This window comes from Tsukamurella sputi (assembly GCF_007858445.1).
Classification (GTDB): Bacteria; Actinomycetota; Actinomycetes; order Mycobacteriales; family Mycobacteriaceae; genus Tsukamurella; species Tsukamurella sputi.
Map to the genome: position 1 here is coordinate 380,319 of NZ_VIGV01000004.1, position 18,624 is coordinate 398,942.

General features: G+C 70.0%; 22 protein-coding genes and 1 tRNA gene. 8 read left to right on the forward strand and 15 right to left on the reverse strand.

What is annotated here, in order from left to right; all coding sequences use genetic code 11:
* Positions 1 to 88: 88 nt before the first annotated feature.
* The 4 genes from FK268_RS14740 to glmU form a co-directional block, all read right to left on the reverse strand.
* Positions 89 to 976 (reverse strand): LysR family transcriptional regulator, encoded by an 888-nt coding sequence (locus FK268_RS14740; RefSeq protein WP_146435334.1) that lies wholly within the window; start codon positions 974 to 976, stop codon positions 89 to 91.
* A 9-nt stretch (positions 977 to 985) separates the two neighbouring features.
* Positions 986 to 1,327: an arsenate reductase (glutaredoxin) gene (arsC, locus tag FK268_RS14745; protein ID WP_146435336.1), complete on the reverse strand. Its 342-nt coding sequence runs from the start codon at positions 1,325 to 1,327 to the stop codon at positions 986 to 988.
* A gap of 74 nt (positions 1,328 to 1,401) precedes the next feature.
* Positions 1,402 to 2,379 (reverse strand): ribose-phosphate diphosphokinase, encoded by a 978-nt coding sequence (locus FK268_RS14750; RefSeq protein WP_146435338.1) that lies wholly within the window; start codon positions 2,377 to 2,379, stop codon positions 1,402 to 1,404.
* Entirely contained in the window at positions 2,376 to 3,827 is a 1,452-nt protein-coding gene (gene glmU, locus FK268_RS14755) for a bifunctional UDP-N-acetylglucosamine diphosphorylase/glucosamine-1-phosphate N-acetyltransferase GlmU (protein WP_146435340.1), read from the reverse strand. Before glmU ends, FK268_RS14750 begins: the two co-directional genes overlap by 4 nt.
* A gap of 128 nt (positions 3,828 to 3,955) precedes the next feature.
* Between glmU and FK268_RS14760 the strand changes: the two genes are divergently transcribed.
* A tRNA-Gln gene (locus tag FK268_RS14760) sits at positions 3,956 to 4,027 on the forward strand.
* Between the two features lie 18 nt (positions 4,028 to 4,045).
* On the opposite strand, the gene FK268_RS14765 is transcribed toward FK268_RS14760, so the two are convergent.
* The 4 genes from FK268_RS14765 to FK268_RS14780 all read right to left on the reverse strand — a co-directional run bounded on the left by FK268_RS14765 (position 4,046) and on the right by FK268_RS14780 (position 6,579).
* Positions 4,046 to 4,951, reverse strand: a complete 906-nt coding sequence (locus FK268_RS14765; protein ID WP_438695996.1) for a DUF1254 domain-containing protein — start codon at positions 4,949 to 4,951, stop codon at positions 4,046 to 4,048.
* Between the two features lie 339 nt (positions 4,952 to 5,290).
* Complete coding sequence (locus FK268_RS14770) at positions 5,291 to 5,677, reverse strand: hypothetical protein (RefSeq protein WP_146435344.1); 387 nt, start codon at positions 5,675 to 5,677, stop codon at positions 5,291 to 5,293.
* A 132-nt stretch (positions 5,678 to 5,809) separates the two neighbouring features.
* Positions 5,810 to 6,253: a pyrimidine dimer DNA glycosylase/endonuclease V gene (locus FK268_RS14775; protein ID WP_146435346.1), complete on the reverse strand. Its 444-nt coding sequence runs from the start codon at positions 6,251 to 6,253 to the stop codon at positions 5,810 to 5,812.
* A gap of 110 nt (positions 6,254 to 6,363) precedes the next feature.
* Positions 6,364 to 6,579: a hypothetical protein gene (locus tag FK268_RS14780; protein WP_146435348.1), complete on the reverse strand. Its 216-nt coding sequence runs from the start codon at positions 6,577 to 6,579 to the stop codon at positions 6,364 to 6,366.
* 287 nt (positions 6,580 to 6,866) lie between these two features.
* Here FK268_RS14780 and FK268_RS24255 point away from each other — a divergent pair, with 287 nt between their 5' ends.
* From FK268_RS24255 to FK268_RS14800, 5 genes are all read left to right on the forward strand, one after another.
* Positions 6,867 to 7,040 (forward strand): hypothetical protein, encoded by a 174-nt coding sequence (locus tag FK268_RS24255; protein WP_158636124.1) that lies wholly within the window; start codon positions 6,867 to 6,869, stop codon positions 7,038 to 7,040.
* Between the two features lie 54 nt (positions 7,041 to 7,094).
* The gene (locus tag FK268_RS14785; RefSeq protein ID WP_068524371.1) at positions 7,095 to 7,304 is read left to right on the forward strand and encodes a CsbD family protein; all 210 of its coding nucleotides are present in this window, start codon (positions 7,095 to 7,097) and stop codon (positions 7,302 to 7,304) included.
* Between the two features lie 35 nt (positions 7,305 to 7,339).
* Complete coding sequence (locus FK268_RS14790) at positions 7,340 to 8,236, forward strand: DoxX family membrane protein (protein WP_146435350.1); 897 nt, start codon at positions 7,340 to 7,342, stop codon at positions 8,234 to 8,236.
* A gap of 57 nt (positions 8,237 to 8,293) precedes the next feature.
* Positions 8,294 to 8,632, forward strand: coding sequence for a hypothetical protein (locus FK268_RS14795; protein WP_146435352.1), 339 nt, complete (start codon positions 8,294 to 8,296; stop codon positions 8,630 to 8,632).
* A gap of 143 nt (positions 8,633 to 8,775) precedes the next feature.
* Entirely contained in the window at positions 8,776 to 9,075 is a 300-nt protein-coding gene (locus FK268_RS14800) for a MerR family transcriptional regulator (RefSeq protein WP_146435354.1), read from the forward strand.
* A gap of 3 nt (positions 9,076 to 9,078) precedes the next feature.
* Here the strand turns inward: FK268_RS14800 and FK268_RS14805 are convergent, their stop codons facing one another.
* The 3 genes from FK268_RS14805 to mfd are packed head-to-tail and all read right to left on the reverse strand — an operon-like array spanning position 9,079 to position 14,409.
* Positions 9,079 to 9,807, reverse strand: a complete 729-nt coding sequence (locus FK268_RS14805) for a lytic transglycosylase domain-containing protein (protein WP_146435356.1) — start codon at positions 9,805 to 9,807, stop codon at positions 9,079 to 9,081.
* Between the two features lie 43 nt (positions 9,808 to 9,850).
* On the reverse strand, positions 9,851 to 10,825 hold the full coding sequence (locus tag FK268_RS14810) for a nucleoside triphosphate pyrophosphohydrolase (protein WP_146435358.1): 975 nt from the start codon (positions 10,823 to 10,825) through the stop codon (positions 9,851 to 9,853).
* Positions 10,822 to 14,409: a transcription-repair coupling factor gene (mfd, locus tag FK268_RS14815; protein ID WP_231707109.1), complete on the reverse strand. Its 3,588-nt coding sequence runs from the start codon at positions 14,407 to 14,409 to the stop codon at positions 10,822 to 10,824. Before mfd ends, FK268_RS14810 begins: the two co-directional genes overlap by 4 nt.
* A gap of 178 nt (positions 14,410 to 14,587) precedes the next feature.
* Here mfd and FK268_RS14820 point away from each other — a divergent pair, with 178 nt between their 5' ends.
* Complete coding sequence (locus FK268_RS14820) at positions 14,588 to 15,988, forward strand: lipase family protein (protein WP_193560289.1); 1,401 nt, start codon at positions 14,588 to 14,590, stop codon at positions 15,986 to 15,988.
* Here FK268_RS14820 and FK268_RS14825 read toward each other — a convergent pair whose 3' ends face one another.
* Complete coding sequence (locus FK268_RS14825; RefSeq protein WP_146435364.1) at positions 15,989 to 16,303, reverse strand: AzlD domain-containing protein; 315 nt, start codon at positions 16,301 to 16,303, stop codon at positions 15,989 to 15,991.
* Positions 16,300 to 16,974 carry an AzlC family ABC transporter permease gene (locus tag FK268_RS14830; RefSeq protein ID WP_231707091.1) on the reverse strand — a complete coding sequence of 225 codons (675 nt, stop codon included), beginning with the start codon at positions 16,972 to 16,974 and terminating at the stop codon, positions 16,300 to 16,302. Before FK268_RS14830 ends, FK268_RS14825 begins: the two co-directional genes overlap by 4 nt.
* A gap of 82 nt (positions 16,975 to 17,056) precedes the next feature.
* Here FK268_RS14830 and FK268_RS14835 point away from each other — a divergent pair, with 82 nt between their 5' ends.
* Positions 17,057 to 17,590 carry a helix-turn-helix domain-containing protein gene (locus FK268_RS14835; RefSeq protein ID WP_231707092.1) on the forward strand — a complete coding sequence of 178 codons (534 nt, stop codon included), beginning with the start codon at positions 17,057 to 17,059 and terminating at the stop codon, positions 17,588 to 17,590.
* Between the two features lie 32 nt (positions 17,591 to 17,622).
* On the opposite strand, the gene FK268_RS14840 is transcribed toward FK268_RS14835, so the two are convergent.
* Positions 17,623 to 18,240 carry a TetR/AcrR family transcriptional regulator gene (locus FK268_RS14840; RefSeq protein WP_146435872.1) on the reverse strand — a complete coding sequence of 206 codons (618 nt, stop codon included), beginning with the start codon at positions 18,238 to 18,240 and terminating at the stop codon, positions 17,623 to 17,625.
* A gap of 47 nt (positions 18,241 to 18,287) precedes the next feature.
* Positions 18,288 to 18,614 (reverse strand): hypothetical protein, encoded by a 327-nt coding sequence (locus FK268_RS14845; protein WP_146435370.1) that lies wholly within the window; start codon positions 18,612 to 18,614, stop codon positions 18,288 to 18,290.
* Positions 18,615 to 18,624 lie beyond the last annotated feature (10 nt).

Here is an 18,624-nt window from a genome sequence, read left to right on the forward strand (position 1 = left end):
GGTATCCACCTTCGCGCGTTCCGGGAGTCACGTCCAATACGGGTCTCCGCTCGCCCGATAGGCGGCGCCGATCACCGCAGGCCGGGGCTCAGTCGGGGCGCCGCGCGCTCTCCGCGAGGGCGCGTGCGAGGACCGATTCCGGCTCGCCTGCGCCGCGCACCAGGGCCACGGAGGTGGCGAGTTCCTCAGTTCCTTCCAACTCCACGGTCCGCGTGCCCGACGGTGCGCGGTACGTCGCGATCCACGCGCGCGGCACGATCGACGCCCATCGTCCGGCGCCGACCATCGCGAGGAGCGTCGCGACGGAGTCCGCCTCCAGCCGGGGCGAGAGCCGCACCCCGTGCGCGCGGGCCGCCGTGTCGACGAGGTCCCGCCCGTGCATGCCCTCGTGCAGCAGGCACATCGGCAGCTGCGCGGCGTCCGCCCAGGTGACGGGGCCGTCACCGTCGGGCAGCAGGTCCTCGCGGGCGATGAGTGCGAGCCGGTCGGTGTAGAGCGGCGTCACGGACAGCCCGTCGACGTCGACGCCGTCGGGGTAGACGATGCCGGCGTCGAGCTCGAAGCGGCGGATCCGTGAGACCACGTCGGCGGAGCGCAGTCCAGCCCACACCCGGATGCGGACGAGTGGGTGGGCGGTGCAGAACGGGTCGGTGAGGAGTGCGGCGGAGGTGGCCGCGGCCGGGATGACGCCGAGGTTCAGCTCCCCGGTGAGACCGGTGCGCAGGGCGGTGACCTCGTGCTCGAGGGCGTCGCGATCGGCGAGGATGCGCCGCGCCCAGGGCACGAGGCGTTCGCCCTCGGGCGTCAGGCCCTCGAACGAGCCACCGCGCAGCACGAGCGGCACCTTGAGCTCGTGCTCGAGCTTGCGGATCGCCTCGGACAGCGCCGGCTGCGAGACGTAGCAGGCGCTCGCGGCCCGCGCGAAGTGCTGCTCGCGCGCGAGGGCGACGAAGTACTCGAGCTGCCGGAAGAGCATCGGCGACCGCTACAGGATCTCGTCGATCGCCTCGGTGGGGCGGGCCATGCGGGTGCCCTTGGCCGTGACCACGAAGGGGCGCTCGATGAGCCGCGGGTGCGCGACCATCGCGTCGAGCAGGGCGTCGTCCGATACGTCGGCGAGGCCGAGCTCCTTGTACTCCGCCTCACGCGTCCGGACGGCCTGCCGGACGGTGAGCCCGGCGTCGTCGATCAGCTTCTTCAGCTCGGCCTTCGACGGGACCTGGTCGAGGTACTTGACCACCGTCACCGTCGCACCCGCGTCCTGCAGGCGGCCGAGCGCCTGACGGGACTTGCTGCACTTCGGGTTGTGGTAGATCGTCGCGTCCATACCCGCCAATCTAGTCCGGAACGACGAAGGCGGCGGCGACGGGAGGCCCCGTCGCCGCCGCCCTTCGTGCGGTTCTAGGCGTTGCCGTTGAACAGGCTCGTCACGGAGCCGTTCTCGAAGACCTCGCGGATGGTGCGGGCCAGCAGCGGCGCGATCGGCAGCACGGTGAGGTTCTCGAAGTGCTTCTCCGGGGGGATCGGCAGCGTGTTGGTGGCGATCACCTCGCGCGCGCCGCAGTTGGCCAAGCGCTCGGTGGCGGGCTCGGAGAAGACGCCGTGCGTGGTCGCGATGATCACGTCCTTCGCGCCGGCCTCCTTGAGCACGCCCACGGCGCCGGCGATGGTGCCGCCGGTGTCGATCATGTCGTCGATCAGGACGCAGGTGCGGCCGGCGACGTCACCGACGACGCGGTTGCTCTTGACCTGGTTCGCGACGTTCGGGTCGCGGGTCTTGTGGACGAAGGCCAGCGGCGCACCGTCGAGGGCGTCGGCCCACTTCTCGCCCACCTTGACGCGGCCGGCGTCCGGGGAGACGACCACCATGTTCTCGGTGCCGTAGTGCTCGCGCACGTAGTCGGTGAGGATCGTCTGTGCGTGCATGTGATCGACGGGACCGTCGAAGAAGCCCTGGATCTGGTCGGTGTGCAGATCGACGGTGATGATGCGGTCGGCGCCCGCGGTCTTGAACAGGTCCGCGACCAGGCGGGCCGAGATCGGCTCGCGGCCGCGGTGCTTCTTGTCCTGCCGCGCGTACGGGTAGAACGGCAGGATCGCCGTGATCCGCTTCGCCGAGCCGCGCTTGAGCGCGTCGATCATGATCAGCGTCTCCATGATCCACTGATTGACCGGATAGGGCGCGCTCTGCAGGACGAAGGCGTCACTGCCGCGCACGGACTCCTCGAAGCGCACGAAGATCTCGCCGTTGGCGAAATCGCGTGCCGTCTGCGGGGTGACCTGCACACCGAGCTCGTCGGCGACCTGCTGCGCCAGCTCGGGGTGGGCACGCCCCGAGAACAGCATCAGGTTCTTCTGGTTATCGATCCAGTTGCTCACTGCTCGTCAATCCTCGCGATAGCCTGCTGGGCCGCCTCGGCCGAGCTCGTGCCCGGACGCCGGTGCAGGACCCATTCCTCGATGTTCCGCTGATCCGCGGCGGAGACCGCCAGGGCTCCCGGCGGCACGTCGCGCTTGATCACGGTACCCGCTCCGCTGTACGCGCCGTCGCCGACCTCCACCGGCGCGATGAGCATCGTGTCGGATCCGATGCGCACGTGGTCGCCGATCACCGTTCGATGTTTGTTCACCCCGTCGTAATTCACGGTCACGGTGGCGCACCCGATGTTGCTGCCCTCGCCGATGGTCGCGTCGCCGATGTAGCTCAGGTGCGGGATCTTGCTGCCCGCCCCGATCTGCGCGTTCTTCGTCTCGGCGAACGCGCCGATCTTCCCCTTCGGTCCGAGGTCCGTGTTCGGCCGCAGGTAGCTGAAGGGCCCGACGGTGGCGTTCTCGCGGATCACCGAGAGGTGCACCTCGCTGCGCAGGACCGTCGCGCCGGTGCCGACCTCGGTGTCGACGAGGGTCGTGTCCGGCCCGATCACCGCGTCCTCGGCGATCACGGTGGCGCCGCGCAGGTGCGTGCCCGGGTGGATCACGACGTCGGGGGCGATCTCGACATCGGCGTCGATGTAGGTGCTCTCCGGATCGACGACGGTGACGCCGCCCAGCTGGTGCCGCTCGACGATGCGCCGGTTCAGCTCGCGGCCGAGCTGGGAGAGCTGGATGCGGTCGTTGCAGCCGGCCACGAGCATCTCGTCGTCCACGTGATCGCCACGCACCAGCTGGCCCGCCGCCCGGGCGATGCCGATGACGTCGGTGAGATACAGCTCGCCCTGCGAGTTGTCGGGGCGCAGCTGCGCGAGCGCGGCGACGAGCTGCGCGTGGTCGAAGGCGTAGACGCCGGAGTTGATCTCCGTGATGGCGAGCTGCTCCGGCGTCGCGTCCTTCTGCTCGACGATCTGCGTGACCTGGCCGTCCTGCGTGCGCAGCACGCGGCCGTACCCGGTCGGATCGGTGACGGCGGTGGTCAGCACGGTGACGGCGGCGCCCTCGCCGGCGGTGTGCGTCGCCAGCAGCGCGGTCAGCGACGGGGTGTCCAGGAGCGGGACGTCCGCGGCGGTCACGACGACGGTGCCGGCGAAGTCGTCCGGGAGTACGCGCAGGCCCGCCTGCACGGCGTCGCCGGTGCCACGCTGTTCCTCCTGCACGGCCACGAGGATCTCGTGATCGAGCACGCTCGCCGTGGCGAGGGCGGCCTCGGACACCCGGTCCCGGTCGTGGCCCACCACGACCACCAGGTGATCGGGCTTCGTGCCCGCTGCGGCGTGCAGCGCGTGGGCCAGCAGGGTGCGTCCCGCGATCGCGTGCAGCACCTTCGGGGTCTTCGATCGCATTCGCGTTCCCGCGCCTGCGGCGAGGATCACCACCGCTGTACCGTTCGCCATCGCTGCTCCTGAGGTCTCGTGCCGTGTCGTGCGTTCGCGTCGAGCGTCGGCGCAATCCTACGAGAGCCACCCCGCCGGGGAGTCCGTGGCACAATGCTGGGCGACGGTTCCGGACGGTTCGGGCCCGGTCTCCCGTGGTGTAATCGGCAACACTTCTGATTTTGGTTCAGACATTTCAGGTTCGAGTCCTGGCGGGAGAGCAGATACGACGGGCGCCGTCAGCCGAGCGGTTCGAGAGACGGCGGGCGCCACGCCCCGTCGAGGGCGCTCTCGCGCGGCCGGTACAGGCGCAGGGTCACGTTCCATCCCGGACCGATCGGGAGGCAGTTGGGTGCGCCGTTCTCGCAGGCGCCGTACTGGACGTCGACCGATCCATCGGGGTTGCGCGCGGCGGTGACGTTGTTGATCGTGTACGCATCGCGGGGATTCTTGTCGAAGTACCCCTGAGCGTTGTAGACGCTCACCGACCAGAAGGCGTCGGCGGGCACCTCCTTCGCGAGTCGCATCCGGTACGCAGTGCGCCCCGAGTCATCGGGCACGGCGACGCGGAAGTAGGTCGCGTCCTTCGCGGGGTTGCCGCCCCACCCCGCGGCGACGCCGAGGAGATGGTCGAGTTCATCGACCTCGTTCCGCGGACCGAACATCTTCCGGGTGTCCGTGATCGTGGCGGCGAGGCCGAGGAGGGCCGTGCGCACCCTGTCCTGTGACGCCTTGTCCCACTGGGGAGCCTCGAACACCCCGCGCGACTTCTGCTCCAGCGAGATCCGATCCTGGAGCTGGTTCGCGGCCTTCTGATCGTCGGGACTGTTGGGGTCGACGAAGATCCGCACGATGATCGCGGCATAGCGGGTGCTCACCCGGTCGCGGCTGATGGTGTATTCGCCGGCGCCGTACGCCAGCGGGATCGGGATGTAGTGGTCCTCGTCGATCACCGCCATGGACATGAATCGTCCCCCCGGATCCGGCAGTCGCACGGTGGCCGGTCCCGCATCGAGATCGACGACCGCGTTCGAGTAGAGCGTGTCCCGGTTCATCCGGATGACGTCCTGCTTGTCGATCGAGGTCAGGGAGCGGGAATGCTCGATGGCCCCGATCCCCTGGCGGCTGGACAGCCGGGCGAACATGCGATCGGTCTCCGCGCGAGCGAAGTTGTGTGGAGTGACGACGATCGGCGTGCCCAGTGGGTACCGCGTGGTACTCGCCGTCGCAGACGTGGCGCCTGGGGCCGAGGACGAGGGTTCGGTGGAGCATCCGCTCGCGATCAGCATCGCACTGAGAGCGAGGGCACCCACACGAGCGAGCTGGGAAACTAAGCGCTTAGTCATGTTGCCGGACGCTACTCCGTGTTCCGCCGATCGGGTGTCGCAATGGCGAGAAGAAGCCGAACGGGGTATCGGACCACTTCCCGACACCCCGCCCGGCGGTCAGTGCGCGGCGTACCGCTCACTGATCGGCACGTGTGTTCACTTGTCCCACGCCTGCACGGGGTAGCCGCCGCTCTTCGGGTTGCCGGCGGCATCGAACTTGGCGTTGAGGTCGGCGATGATCCGCGCGTAGTTCGGCGATTCCTGGTTCACGAAGGCCTTGCGCTGGGCGAGCGTCATCCCTGGCGCGTAGATGTCGACCGGCTTGCAGCCGTTCTTGAACCGATCGCTCTGCTCGAGTGCCTTGTTCGTCGAACCGTCCCTGTTGACGAGCTCGAGGCAGCTCGGCGCGTTGGCGGGGTCGAAGCCGGGGTCGGCGCTCGCGGCACCCGCGGCGGCGAATCCACCGAGCAGGGCGCCTGCGGCGACCGCGGAACCCGCGATCCCCGTCATGATCCGATTCCGTCGCGTGAAACTCGATCGCATGATGTGACTCCTCGTCGTTGGTCGGTCGCACGATCTGTGCAACACCGACGACGATGCCGAGCGAATATCGTCATCGTGTCCCAGTCGTGAACCGAAGCGGCGCTGTGACGGTCGCGAATCGCCCCGCCGCAGTCATGGCAGCGGTTGCGCGCGCTCCCATGAGGCCACCGGACCGGGAACGGTCCGGAAACTCGTATGCGGTTCGGGCCGCTCGACGGCGCGCCATCGCTCCGCGACATCGGGGCTGCGGGCCGTGAGTTTGGCGGTGAGGTGCGCCCACTCGAGGTCGAGTTGCCCGTCGGCGACGTCGATCCGGGCGACGGCCGCGTCCGGCTCGTCGATGCGCGTGCGGTCGAACGTGTAGCCGCGCGCGTCCGCCTCGTCGGCGAGTGCGGCGAGGTACGCGCCCACAGCGGCGAGGGGCTCCGGCGTCGCGCGGAACCGCTCGAGCTGAGGGTGCTGCGTGTACCCCTTCGTCCGCCCGGCGAGGACGGCCTGCGCGAGGAGCGTCTCCCGCCAGCACGCGATCAGCGCTTGCCGGTCCAGGTAGCGGGGGTGTACCGACCAGATGCGCATGGCTCCAGGCTATCCCGCTGCGCCGGGCGGCAGGCGCGGGCCGCCGCGATGTTCCGACGGCCCGCGCCTCGGCAGGATCGCGCCGCGGAGGAAGCGAGGCGATCAGGTCTCTAGTTCGGTGCCTCCCAGTCGTAGCCCGTGCCCGTGTCCACCCCCACGCATTCGAGGGTGTCTCCGTTGGGCGTGGTGATGCGTTGTCCCTCCTGGGTGGAACTGCACGAGTCGTACATCGACGGGACGTCCGCGGCTGCGATGGCCGGAGTGAAGGCGAAGGTGGTCGCGGCGAGGAATGCGGCTGTGGCGAGAGTCTTTCGGCTGATGTTCATGGTTCGACGATGCGCCGGGAACCTGGGGATCCGATGTCAGCGCGATGCCGGTTCGCTGCGGGCGTGGTGGCGGGCGCCCTTGCGAGGGCCGTGTTCTTCCGGCGACGTTGTGATGTGCGACGCCGGAATCGTATGTGACGACGCCCACAGTGCCGGGAACCGCCAGGTCATCCATGGTGTCACGGTCTGTTGGGCATCTTTTCTGTCCCAGCTGTTGACAGGAATCATTCTCACTCATAACGTGAAATCTGTTCGAAGCGACATAGATTTTCGGATCGGAGCAAGAGATGAACGATGACCGAGTCACCTCGATGACCAGGGTTCCTCCTCGTTCCGTGGACGCGGCTCCGCCGCTTGTCCTCCACCCTCGCGGTGGTGTCGTGATCGTGGCGCTGCTGGTGCTGATGCTGGGCCTCATGGTTCCGCTCCTCATGCACCTGGCGACCGCCCCGATCGGCTGATGCGAATCGGCCGTCGAGCAACGCACTGCAATCCCCGACTCGAAGGAGAGCACGATGAGCTTCACCGATGACGCCAAGAACAAGGCACAGGACATCAAGGGCCGGGCCAAGGAGACCGTCGGCACCGCCTTCGACGACCCGCAGCTCAAGGAGGAGGGGCGCGGCGACCAGGCCGAGGCCTCGATCAAGGACAAGATCGCCGGCGCCGCCGACAAGGTCAAGGAAGGCGTCGACGAGGTGAAGGACAAGCTCTCGGGCAACTGATCGATCTCCGACCTCGACGACGATGGGAACTGGACATGATTCGACGTATCGCACGACCCCTACTCGGATCGGTCTTCGTCTACACCGGGTACACCGGTCTGACGAGCGACCCGGGGCGTAAGGCGGACACCGTCGCACCACTGGTGCACAAGGCGACCGAGGCGCTGCCGGATTCAGCGGTGGTGCCGACGAGCGCCCGGACCTGGGTGCGGATCACCTCCGGCATCCAGCTCGGGGGCGGTCTGCTGCTCGCCGCGGGTCGCGTTCCCCGCGCGGCATCGCTCGCGCTCGCCGGGACGCTCGTGCCGACGACGGTCCTCGATCACCCGTTCTGGGAGCAGAGCGACCCCGACGTGCGGCGCGAGCAGCAGCTGCACTTCGTGAAGAACCTCTCGCTACTCGGCGGTCTGCTCATCGCGGGCTTCGATACGGAGGGGCGGCCGGGCCTCACCTGGCGCGCCCGTCGCGCCGCTGAGCGGGCGTCCGACCGCGTCACCGAGGTCACCTCGGCGATCGGTTCGCACGACGATGCGCCCACGTGGCAGGACCGCGCGCATGCCGCTCACGAGTACGGCGCCGCCGCGGTCGACAGGGCGAAGCCGGCGATCGCAGGTGCCGTCGATAAGGCGAAGCCCGCCGTCGCGGGTGCGGTCGACAAGGCGGCGCCGGCCATCAACGACGTGGTGGAGAAGGTCACGCCGGTGCTGAGCGAGGCCGCTGATCGGGCGCGCCCGGTTCTGGCCGACGCGGCCGAGAAGGGCTCCGATCAGTTGAGCGCCGCGAGCGAACGGCTGCAGGCGTTCGGCGCGGAGGCGGCTGACGATGCCACCGCGGCCGCCCGCACGGTCCGGCGCAAGGCGCCCGTGTTCGCCGAGCGCGCACGCGCGGCCGCGAACGCCGCGGCCGCGGAGGGCAAGAGGGCGGTCACGTAATCTTGGAACGCCCGGCCGAGACCCCGGCCGTGGCAGGTCGAGAGAAGCGAGTCGCCCGTGCCCCGTAGGCCAGAGTTCACCGGGCGGTACACCGATGCCCTGCATGCGCTGGAGGTGTCGACGGAGCGCTCGGCGCGGGTCGAGAACATCAACGGGCAGTACGCGTTGCGGGTCGATTTCGAGCTCGGGCGGTACCTGTTGGCGACGAATACCGACTCGGTGACCGGTCTCGCCGACGACGACGCCGGCGCTCCGTGGCGGGTCAGGTTCTTCGACGGCGCGATGGACGACGGCGCGTCCGTGTTGATCGCGGACCGGTCGGCGGCATGGCTGATCGACGCCTATGACGCCGCGGTCGCGGACCTTCCGCCGGTGACCGAGGTCCCGCACAGCTGACGCCGTCCCCGCGGATCCGTTCCGTGGGGGCGGCGGGGTTGGGACGTCGCCGAGCTCCGAGGATCTATAGTGGGAAGAGCAGGTTTTCACCCCTTGTCGGCACAGGCGACGGTGTCCGACCCGATGCGAGAAGGAGGAGTGCGATGACTCAGGTGCATCGCGTACGCTCCGACCTCGGCGTCTACAGCATCTCCGTCGCATCCGAACTGTCGCAGGTCGGATTGCAGACGCTCCGGCTCTACGAGCGTCGGAACCTGATCCGGCCGCAGCGCACCGCCGGTGGTACCCGTCGTTACAGCGAGAACGACATCGACCGCATCCGCCGGATCACCGAGCTCGTCGCCACCGGGATCAACCTGCCGGGCGTCGAGCGGATCCTCGCGCTCGAGGACGAATGCGCCGACCTGCGGAAGCAGCTGGAGCTCTGCCGGAACGGCGAGTAGTCGTCAGGGCTGAACGTTCACCGAGTACGCGGCCGCCGCGTCGCGCACGTCCAGGACGTATTTGCGGGACTGGTTGTAGACCATGACGGCCTTCTCCCAGCCCTTCGCCGTCGTCAGGTCCTTGCCCGAGACGCAGAGGTAGCGCGCCGCCGTCATCGCGGCGTCGTCGATGTTGTCCGGGTCCGCCTGGCCGTCGCCGTTGGCGTCCACGCCGAACCGTTGCCAGGTCTCGGGGATGAACTGGAAGGGGCCCATCGCGGCGTCGTACTTGGCGTTGGGCCGGTGCGGATCGGTGCCGGTCGCCAGGATCTCCTGGTTCCCGTTCGTCCCGTCCAGCGGTACGCCACGAATGGGCGGGGAGACCTTGCCGTTCGGGGCGACCGTCGCGCCGTGATAGGTGCCGTGCTTGCTCTCGATGAAGGCGATCCCCGCCAGTGTGGTCCAGGTGATGCCGCACTCGGGTGTGCGCTGGCGCAGCGCCTCAGCAGCGTTGCCGTAGGCCTCGAGGGAGATCACCGGGATGCCGGTCGCCACGCTGATCGGCGTGGCCCAATCGCGCAGCAGATCCGCGGTGCGGCCGGGGCCGTTCACGTTGATCAAGGGCACGGGCGCGCCCGCGCCGGGTGGGATGCCCTGCGGGATCTCGGGGCGCGGTTCGAGCGCACCGCAACCCGCGAGCACCGTCGACGCGATGCCGACGGCGACTACGGTGCGCAGGCGGGAACTGACCATGATCGTGCTGTGAACTCTCTCGCGGGAAGGTCGGGACGCGATCTCAACGTCCGGGCTGTGCCTCGGGGTTCCCGGCGTGATCGCCGGTGCCCCAGGCGGTGACCCATGAGTCTACCGCGCCGGAGGCCATCGCCGCCTCGGCCTCGCGCACCCGGTCCATGAACGCCAGCACTCGGCGTCGGTAGTCGAGTTCGTAGGCGGCGTCGGCCTGCGTCGGGTCGACGGTGACGGTGCGCACGTCGTCGGGAACCAGCTCGGCGGGGAAATCGACGCTGCGCAACCGCTCGAAGACCTTCGCCACCAGTGCCAATGCCGGCTGGCCGAGGGAGATCGAGTCGAGAACGGAAGCGCGGTCGCCGCGTTCGAGGCGCTTCTGCCGCTCCCAGTTCTCGGCCTGGGTCGCCACGTCGACCTCCGCACCGTCGGCGAGATGCGGCGTGCGCCGGCGCACCTTGGCGGAGAGGGTGCGGGCCACGTCGTCGATGTCGAAGGGGTGCGGCCCGTCCTCGGCGATCCGGGCGTGGAAGACGACCTGCAGCAGCAGGTCGCCGAGCTCGCTGCGCAGCTCCACGGCGGCGTCCGCGCCGGCGTCCGGAGCCTCGAGCGCGGCCACGGCGTCCGCGGTCTCGTAGGTCTCCTCGACCAGGTAGCGCAACAGGCTCGCGTGAGTCTGCTCCGATTCCCACGGGCCCTCGCGGCGCAGCCGGTCGATCAGGGCGACGGTGTCGAGCACGGCCAGCCCCGCGGGCCGCGGAGCGGCGATCACGTCGGCGCCGCCCGCCCGCAGCGCGGCCGCGGCGGGGTGCGCCGGGTCGGAGGTCAGCACCGTCGAACCCGCCGGAACGCCGGCGAGTGCCGGGCGCCCGTCGGGAAGATGCCACGCGAGCCGCACCGGCAACTCCTCCGTGTAGTACACGGGCCCGGTGAGTCGCCCGAGCGCCGCGACGGGGAGCATCGTCGGGAGCGCCGGATTGAGCAGGACGACGGCGCCCCGGGAGGCAGGGCCGTCGGCGGTCATGCCGTGGCCCCGTCCGACGGTGCGCTCGCGCGGGGCGGCTGGTCCAGGCGCCAGTACCCGGCGCCCTTGCCGGACATCGCGGCGAGGAAGTCGGCCACGGCCTGCAGGACCTCGATGTCGCGGACGCGCTCGCTACCCACGCCGCCCCCGCCGACGCGCGGCAGCGGAAAGGTGACGGTGCGTGCCGCGGCGCGGTAGGAGCCACCGGGGTAGAGACGCTTGAGTCGCATCTGCTGCGAGTCGAGCAGTTCCATCGGCGCGATGCGCAGGTTGGTGCCGGTCACGGTGATCTCGGTGACGCCCGCATTGCGCGCCAGCGAGCGCAGCCGGGCGATCGCCGCGAGGCGCTCCACCTCCACCGGCGGCGGGCCGTAGCGGTCGGTGAGCTCGGTGAGGACTTCGGCGACGGCCGAATCGTCATGCGCCGCTGCCAGCTTGCGGTAGGCCTCCAGGCGCAGGCGATCGCTGGTGACGTAGTCGGGCGGGATGTGCGCGTCTACCGGCAGATCGATGCGCACCTCCTTCTGCTCCTCGGGCACGGTGATCGGCTTGCCGTCGGCGGCGGCGCGGTAGGCCTCCACGGCCTCGCCGACGAGCCGCACGTACAGGTCGAAGCCGACGCCTGCGACGTGGCCGGACTGCTCGGCGCCGAGAACGTTGCCGGCGCCGCGGATCTCGAGATCCTTCATCGCCACGGCCATGCCCGCACCGAGGTCGTTGTTCTGGGCGATGGTGGCCAGCCGGTCATACGCCGTTTCGGTGAGCGGCTTCTCCGACGGGTAGAGGAAGTAGGCGTAACCGCGCTCGCGGGAGCGGCCCACGCGCCCGCGGAGCTGGTGCAGCTGGGACAGGCCGAGGTTCTCCGCCCGCTCCACGATGAGCGTGTTCGCGTTCGAGATGTCCAGGCCCGTCTCGACGATCGTGGTACACACGAGGACGTCGAACTCGCGGTTCCAGAATCCCTGCACCGTGCTCTCCAGGGCCTCTTCGCCCATCTGGCCGTGCGCCACCACCACGCGCGCCTCGGGCACCATGTCACGGATGTGCTTGGCGGCCCGGTCGATCGAGCTGACGCGGTTGTGCACGTAGAAGACCTGCCCGTCGCGCAGCAACTCGCGCCGGATGGCGGCGGCCACCTGCTTGTCGTCGTAGGCGCCCACGTAGGTGAGCACGGGGTGGCGCTCCTCGGGCGGGGTGAGGATGGTCGACATCTCGCGGATGCCGGCCATACTCATCTCGAGCGTGCGGGGGATCGGGGTGGCGCTCATGGTGAGCACGTCCACGTTGGTGCGCAGCGCCTTGATGTGCTCCTTGTGCTCGACGCCGAAGCGCTGCTCCTCGTCCACGATGACGAGCCCGAGGTCCTTCCAGCGGACGCCGGTCTGCAGCAGGCGGTGCGTGCCCACCACCACGTCGACGCTGCCGTCGGCGAGGCCCTCGAGCACCTGCCGGGTCTCCAGTTTGTCGGTGAACCGGGACAGGCCCTTCACGGTGACGGGGAACCCCTGCATCCGCTCCTCGAAGGTCTTCAGATGCTGTTGCGCGAGCAGAGTGGTGGGCACGAGCACGGCGACCTGCTTGCCGTCCTGCACCGCCTTGAACGCGGCGCGCACGGCGATCTCGGTCTTGCCGTAGCCCACGTCGCCGATGACGACGCGGTCCATCGGCACGGCCTTCTCCATGTCCGCCTTGACATCCCCGATCACCGTCATCTGGTCCACGGTCTCGGTGAACGGGAAGGCGTCCTCCATCTCGCGCTGCCACGGGGTGTCCGGGGCGAAGGCGTGCCCGGGCGCGGCGTTGCGGGCCGCGTACAGCTGCACCAGCTCACCCGCGATCTCGCGGACGGCCTTGCGCGCCTTGCGCTTGGTGTTCTGCCAGTCGCTGCCGCCCATCTTCGACAGGGCGGGCATCTCGCCGCCCACGTAGCGGGAGAGCTGGTCCAGCGATTCCATCGGCACGAAGAGCTTGTCGCCCGGCTGGCCGCGCTTGCCCGGCGCGTACTCGATCACGAGGTATTCGCGGCGCGCACCGGCGACCGTGCGCTCGATCATCTCGACGAACTTGCCGATGCCGTGCTCGTCGTGCACCACGAGATCGCCTGCCGTCAGGGCGAGCGGGTCGACCTGATTGCGGCGCTTCGCCGGCAGGCGTCGCCCGTCGCCGACGCCCGCGACTCGGTTGCCGGTGAGATCCGGCTCGGCGAGCAGCACGAGCTTCTCCGCGGGCACCGTCAGGCCGGTCTGCAGGCTGCCGCGCAGCACTCCGACGATGCCGGGCTCGGGCGCGGCGCCCGCGTCGAGTTCGGTGGCGGGGACCTCGGCGTCACGCAGGCGCTCGAGGATGCGGGCGCGGGTGCCCTGGCCGGCGACGACGATCACGCCACTGCCGCCGGACGCGGCGTGTGCGCGGAGCGTGGCGAAGAGCTTCTCCGCCTCGGCCTCGGAACCCCGTGGAGCCGGCGCGTGTTCGGCACGGACCGTGAGGTGGTCCGGGCCCGCGTCGGGTCCCGTCGCGAGCGGGGAGACGGTCCACCAGGGCCGGCCGCGGTCGGAGACGGAGGCGTGCACCTCCTCGAGCGCGCGGTAGGCGCTGGCACCCAGGTTCATCCCGCTCGGGTCCAGTGGCGCGGCGGAGCCCAGCGCCGCGGCGGTCCACGAGGCCTCGAGGAACTCCTGTCCGGTGCGGCCGAGATCCGCTGCGCGGGTGCGGATCTTCTCGGGGTCGAGGAGCAGGGTGTGCGCGCCCGCGGGCAGCACATCGGTGAGCAGCTGCAATTCTCCCGGAATGAGCGCGGGGATCAGCGCCTCCATGCCTTCGACCGGGATGCCCTGGGAGAGTTTCTCCAGCATCTCGACCAGGGCGGCGTCGGATTCGTGCTCGGTCTTGAGCGCGGCGGCACGCTCGCGGACCTCCGCGGTGAGGAGGAGTTCGCGGCACGGGTAGACGTGCACGGTGCCCACCTCGACCTCGGGCTGCGAGCGCTGGTCCGCCACCGAGAAGGCGCGCAGATCGGTGATCTCGTCGCCCCAGAACTCCACGCGCACGGGCAGATCGGTGGTGGTGGGGAAGACGTCGAGGATGCCCCCGCGCACGGCGAACTCGCCGCGCTTGCCCACCATGTCGACGCGTGTGTAGGCGAGCTCGACGAGCGTCTCGATGAGCCGATCGAAGTCGTGCTCCACGCCCTCGCGCAGCGTGATCGACGGAGCATCACCGAGCCCGGGCGCCATCGGCTGCACCAGGGACCGGACCGTCGCCACGACGGCGCGCAGCGGCTCCCCGTACTGCGCGTCGTCCGGGTGGGCCAGGCGGCGCAGCACCTGCAGGCGCCGGCCGACGGTGTCGGCACCGGGGGAGAGGCGCTCGTGCGGCAGTGTCTCCCAGCTGGGGAACTGGGCCACGGAACCGTGGCCCAGCATCTCCCGGAGCTCGGAGGTCAGGTCGTCGGCCTCGCGGCCCGTGGCCGTCACGACGAGGACGGGCGCGCGGTCCGCGAGGGCGGAGACGAGGAAGGGGCGCGCACCGTCGACCGCGGTGACCGTGAGGTCGGGCCGGCCGGCCGCCTCCGCGAAGGCCGTCACGTCGGGATCGGCGGCGACCGCCCTGGTCAGTCCGGAGAGGGCTGGGACGGTTTCGGGGGCGGCGTTCGACACCGGTCCAGTCTATGGGCGGGGTCCGAAAGCGCGATCCGGGCCTTGACAGGTGACGGGGGTCACTTTAAGTTCCTTGCTTATGGATAATGAAACATCAGCGTTCCGGATGGGATCGCGTACCCTCGCGGCGCTGATCGGCGCGATCGTGGTGATCGCGGCGGGCATGGTCACGGCGCCGAGCGCGCAGGCGCTCCCGCCCATCGTCGAGCCCGCCCCACCCGCGGACTCGTTCTACGACAAGCCCTCGAACCTGGCGTCTCTCCAGCCCGGAGAGATCGTCCGCAGTCGAGCCACGACCGTGCGGTCGTTGCAGCTCCTGCCCGTGAACGTCGATGCCTGGCAGCTGGCCTACCGGACAAAGGGGATGAACGGCGAACCGGACATGACCGTCACCACGGTGATGGTGCCGCGCGGCAAGAAGTCCACCAAACTGCTGTCCTACCAGGCCGCCACCGACTCCACGCTGCGGATCTGCCAGCCCTCCTACGCGATCACCAGGGGCGGCCCGATCGACCTCTCGCCCGCAGGGCCGCTTACCTTCGCGCTGCCCGGTGCGGAGATGCTGATGGCCGCCGCGGGGCTCAACCAGGGCTGGGCCGTCGCGATGCCGGATCATGGTGGCAGCGACAATCGGTTTCTGACTCCGCGCCAGCCCGGCTGGGCGGTGCTCGACGGCATCCGGGCGGTGGAGAACTTCTCCCGCCTCGGCATGAACAAGTCGACCCCCGTCGGTCTGATGGGCTACTCCGGAGGCGCCATCGCCAGCAGCTGGACCATCGAGGAGCAGCCGACCTACGCGCCGGAGCTGAACATCCGCGGCGCCGCGTTCGGCGCGCCCGAGCGCGACCTCGAGGCATCGCTGAAGGCCGTGAACAGCTCGCTCATGGCGGGCCTGATCCCGCTCGCGCTCTCCGCGCTCGGGAAGGATTCGCCCGAGTTCCGCGCCGCGCTGGACAAGAGCCTCACGCAGGGCGGTCGCGACCGGGTCAACGAGACTCGACGGCACTGCGTCGGCCAGAACGTGGTCGCGAACCTGTGGTTTGACTACCGGGTCAACCTGGCCAAGCCCATCGAGGACGTGCTGAAGATCCCCGCGATCCGTCAGGCCATCGATGAGCGCGGGATCAGTGGCCGCATTCCGACGGTGCCCGCGTACGTGTACAACGGCGTCACGGAGGAGGTCGCGCCGATCACGGGCACCGACAAACTGGTGAAATCCTACTGCGACGGCGGCGCCTCCGTCACCTACCGTCGCGAGGAGCTGCCCCCGAACCCGGTTCCGCAGCTCATGACCACGCACGGCACGGTCATCGTCACGGGCGTCGGCAATGCGCTCGCCTGGCTCAAGGGACGGATGGACTCGACCGGGCCGGCGCCCAAGGGCTGCGACGTCAAGACGGTGCCGACGACCGCGCTCGAGCCCGCGGCGATCGAGACTCTCGGGCAGGGCGTCGGCGCGATCCTCGCCTCGCTCGTGGGTGCGCCGCTCGGCGCGGGCCCGCGCTAGTCAGTCGGCTCCAGCCAGGCGGAGTAGTGCGGTGACGGCGGCAGCGGCGACGATCACCAGCGGTAGCGGGCACCGTCGCCAGGCCAGGACGCCTGCAACGGCGACCCCGGCGACGCGGGCCGTCCCGCCGAACTCCCGCCCGTCGGCGAAGGTCGTCGTCGCCATCACGCCCGCCAGGAGGGCGAGGGCGCACAGGTCGACGGTCCGCCGTGTCCCGTCGGACAGGTCGAACCGACCTGCCAGTACGGGACCGGTGGCCCGCATGGCGAACGTCGCGATCGCGAGGGCGATGCCGGCCCACATGACGCCCGTCACCGCCGGACTCCGGCCAGGCGCAGGGCGGGCACGGCGACCAGGGCGAGGATCGGGGCCAGGCCCGCGGGTGCCCACGGCACGGCGATCAGGGCGATCAGGGTCGCGAGGAGGAGCGTCGTTCGGGTCGACTCCTCGCGCAGCGCGGGCACGAGCAGCGCGAGGATGACTGCGGGGAACACCGCGTCGAGCCCCAGGGCCTCCGGGGAGACGACCGATCCGACCGCCGCGCCCACGGCGGCACCCACGGGCCAGGTGAGCATGATTCCTGCGCCGGCGTACGTCAGTCCGCGCCTGCCGGATTCGACGTCGGGCTGGGCCAGCGCCAGGGCGATCGATTCGTCGTTGATGAGGTGGATCCGCAGGAGGCGTGCGGCGCCGGAACCCACGTACGGCGCCGCGGCCAGCCCGTACGCCAGGTGGCGCGCGTTGACCAGTGCTGCAGCGGCGAAGGCCACGATCGGCGCACCGCCAGCGGCGATCAGGCCCACGAAGAGCATCTCAGCGGATCCGGCCAGGACGAGGGTGCCGAGCAGGGGTGCGAACCACCACGGCAGCCCGCCGGCCACCGTCTGTGCTCCGTAGGCGATCCCGATGCAGCCGACTGCGAGGGAGAGGAGCGCCGCGGGCCGGAGCAGCGCGTCCCCGCGATTCGTTCGCCATTCCGTACGCATGTTCATTAGGATGAACGAAGAAGGCGACGTTCGTCAAGACGAACGATGGGAGTGTGTAGCGAACATGTCGAGTGTGCCGATCATGGCCATCGCATCAGGCATCCTGCGCGAGCGGACGGCCGCGGGCTGGAGCATGGCGGAACTCGCCCGTCGAGCAGGGATCGCCAAATCAACGCTGTCCCAGCTCGAAGCCGGGACCGGGAATCCCAGTGTGGAGACGCTGTGGGCGCTGGCCACGGCCCTCGGCATCCCGTTCGCCCGGCTACTCGGCGGCGGGGAGGTCGAAGTCACGGTGGTCCGGTCCGACGAGGGCGCCACGGTGCCCTCCGATTGCGCCGACTACGCCGCAACGCTGCTCACCGCATCACCTCCGGCCGTGCGGCGGGACGTCTACCGCATCGACGCCGCCCCGGGTTCGCGCCGCGACTCGGCGGCGCACGTCACCGGCACCGTCGAGCATGTGCTGTTGTGCAGCGGCGAGGCGCTGGTGGGCCCTGCTGATCGCCCCGTGACGCTCGCGCCAGGGGACTTCATCACCTATCCGGGAGACGCGCCCCACGTCTTCGAGGCGCTCGTCGCCGGAACGCGTGCAGTGCTGATCAGCGAGCAGCGCTGACGCCCGGCCCCGGGGAGGGGGAGCGCGGTGGTCTACTCGTCGTCGGGCTCGCCCAGCTGGCTGGGCTCGATGGCGACGGGGTTCTCCTTGAGACCGATGAGGCCGTACCAGGACAGGTTCACGATGTGCGCGGCCACGGCCTCCTTCGGCGGCGTCCGCACCTCCAGCCACCACTGCGCCGTCATCGCCACCATCCCGACCAGTGCCTGCGCGTACAGAGGTGCGAGCTCGGGGTCGAGGTTCTTGCTGGAGAACTCGCCCTCGAGGTGGTTCTCGACCTGCCCGACGAGGTCGTTGAGCAGCGTCGAGTAGCCGCCGGAGTGCTCGACGGAGCTGTTCCGTGTGAGGATCCGGAAGCCGTCCGCGCGCTCCTCGACGTAGGTCAGCAGCGCCAGCGCGATCTGCTCAATCCGGGTCTTGGACCTGTCCTCGAGCATGGCTCGCGAGAAGACCTCGAGGACCATCTCCATCTCGCGGTCGACGACCACCGCGTAGAGGCCCTCCTTGCCGCCGAAGTGCTCGTAGACCACGGGCTTGGAGACGCCGGCCTTCGCCGCGACCTCCTCGATGGTCGCAGCCTCGTAGCCGCGGTCGGCGAAGACCGATCGGGCGGTGTTCACCAGCTGATTGCGGCGCTCGGCGGCGGTCATCCGCTTGCGGACCGGAGCGCCCTCCCGCTTAGGCTTGGACGACGTGGTCACGGCGCGTCCGTCGGGCCGGGGGCGGGCGCGGCACCGTCGTCCCCGGTCGGAGACGGCTTGCGGGCGGCCTCGGCCTGCGCGGCCACCTGCGCCTTGTACGCCGCTTCGGCCTTGTCGTGCTGGTTCTTGATGAACCGGCTCGCGAAGATCAGCCCCACGAAGAACAGCAACTCGAAGACGATCGCGGCCACGTACAGCACGCGCGCAGTGGTCGTGGTCGCATCGGTGAGCCGCCAGATCAGCACGCCGAGCACCAGCAGCAGGACTGCGCCCATCGACTTCAACTGCAGGCCGTTGCTGAACGGAAGCGGCTTGTCACTCATGGGTGAAGAT

Coding starts and splice junctions, on each gene's coding strand:
- FK268_RS24255 (WP_158636124.1), top strand. CDS start 6,867: ATGAACGATGACCGAGTCACCTCGATGACCAGGGTTCCTCCTCGTTCC.
- FK268_RS14740 (WP_146435334.1), bottom strand. CDS start 976: ATGCTCTTCCGGCAGCTCGAGTACTTCGTCGCCCTCGCGCGCGAGCAG.
- FK268_RS14765 (WP_438695996.1), bottom strand. CDS start 4,951: ATGTTCGCCCGGCTGTCCAGCCGCCAGGGGATCGGGGCCATCGAGCAT.
- glmU (WP_146435340.1), bottom strand. CDS start 3,827: ATGGCGAACGGTACAGCGGTGGTGATCCTCGCCGCAGGCGCGGGAACG.
- FK268_RS14805 (WP_146435356.1), bottom strand. CDS start 9,807: ATGGTCAGTTCCCGCCTGCGCACCGTAGTCGCCGTCGGCATCGCGTCG.
- FK268_RS14800 (WP_146435354.1), top strand. CDS start 8,776: ATGACTCAGGTGCATCGCGTACGCTCCGACCTCGGCGTCTACAGCATC.
- FK268_RS14830 (WP_231707091.1), bottom strand. CDS start 16,974: ATGCGTACGGAATGGCGAACGAATCGCGGGGACGCGCTGCTCCGGCCC.
- FK268_RS14820 (WP_193560289.1), top strand. CDS start 14,588: ATGGGATCGCGTACCCTCGCGGCGCTGATCGGCGCGATCGTGGTGATC.
- FK268_RS14810 (WP_146435358.1), bottom strand. CDS start 10,825: ATGACCGCCGACGGCCCTGCCTCCCGGGGCGCCGTCGTCCTGCTCAAT.
- arsC (WP_146435336.1), bottom strand. CDS start 1,327: ATGGACGCGACGATCTACCACAACCCGAAGTGCAGCAAGTCCCGTCAG.
- FK268_RS14780 (WP_146435348.1), bottom strand. CDS start 6,579: ATGAACATCAGCCGAAAGACTCTCGCCACAGCCGCATTCCTCGCCGCG.
- FK268_RS14785 (WP_068524371.1), top strand. CDS start 7,095: ATGAGCTTCACCGATGACGCCAAGAACAAGGCACAGGACATCAAGGGC.
- FK268_RS14770 (WP_146435344.1), bottom strand. CDS start 5,677: ATGCGATCGAGTTTCACGCGACGGAATCGGATCATGACGGGGATCGCG.
- FK268_RS14790 (WP_146435350.1), top strand. CDS start 7,340: ATGATTCGACGTATCGCACGACCCCTACTCGGATCGGTCTTCGTCTAC.
- FK268_RS14845 (WP_146435370.1), bottom strand. CDS start 18,614: ATGAGTGACAAGCCGCTTCCGTTCAGCAACGGCCTGCAGTTGAAGTCG.
- FK268_RS14840 (WP_146435872.1), bottom strand. CDS start 18,240: ATGACCGCCGCCGAGCGCCGCAATCAGCTGGTGAACACCGCCCGATCG.
- FK268_RS14775 (WP_146435346.1), bottom strand. CDS start 6,253: ATGCGCATCTGGTCGGTACACCCCCGCTACCTGGACCGGCAAGCGCTG.
- FK268_RS14835 (WP_231707092.1), top strand. CDS start 17,057: ATGGCCATCGCATCAGGCATCCTGCGCGAGCGGACGGCCGCGGGCTGG.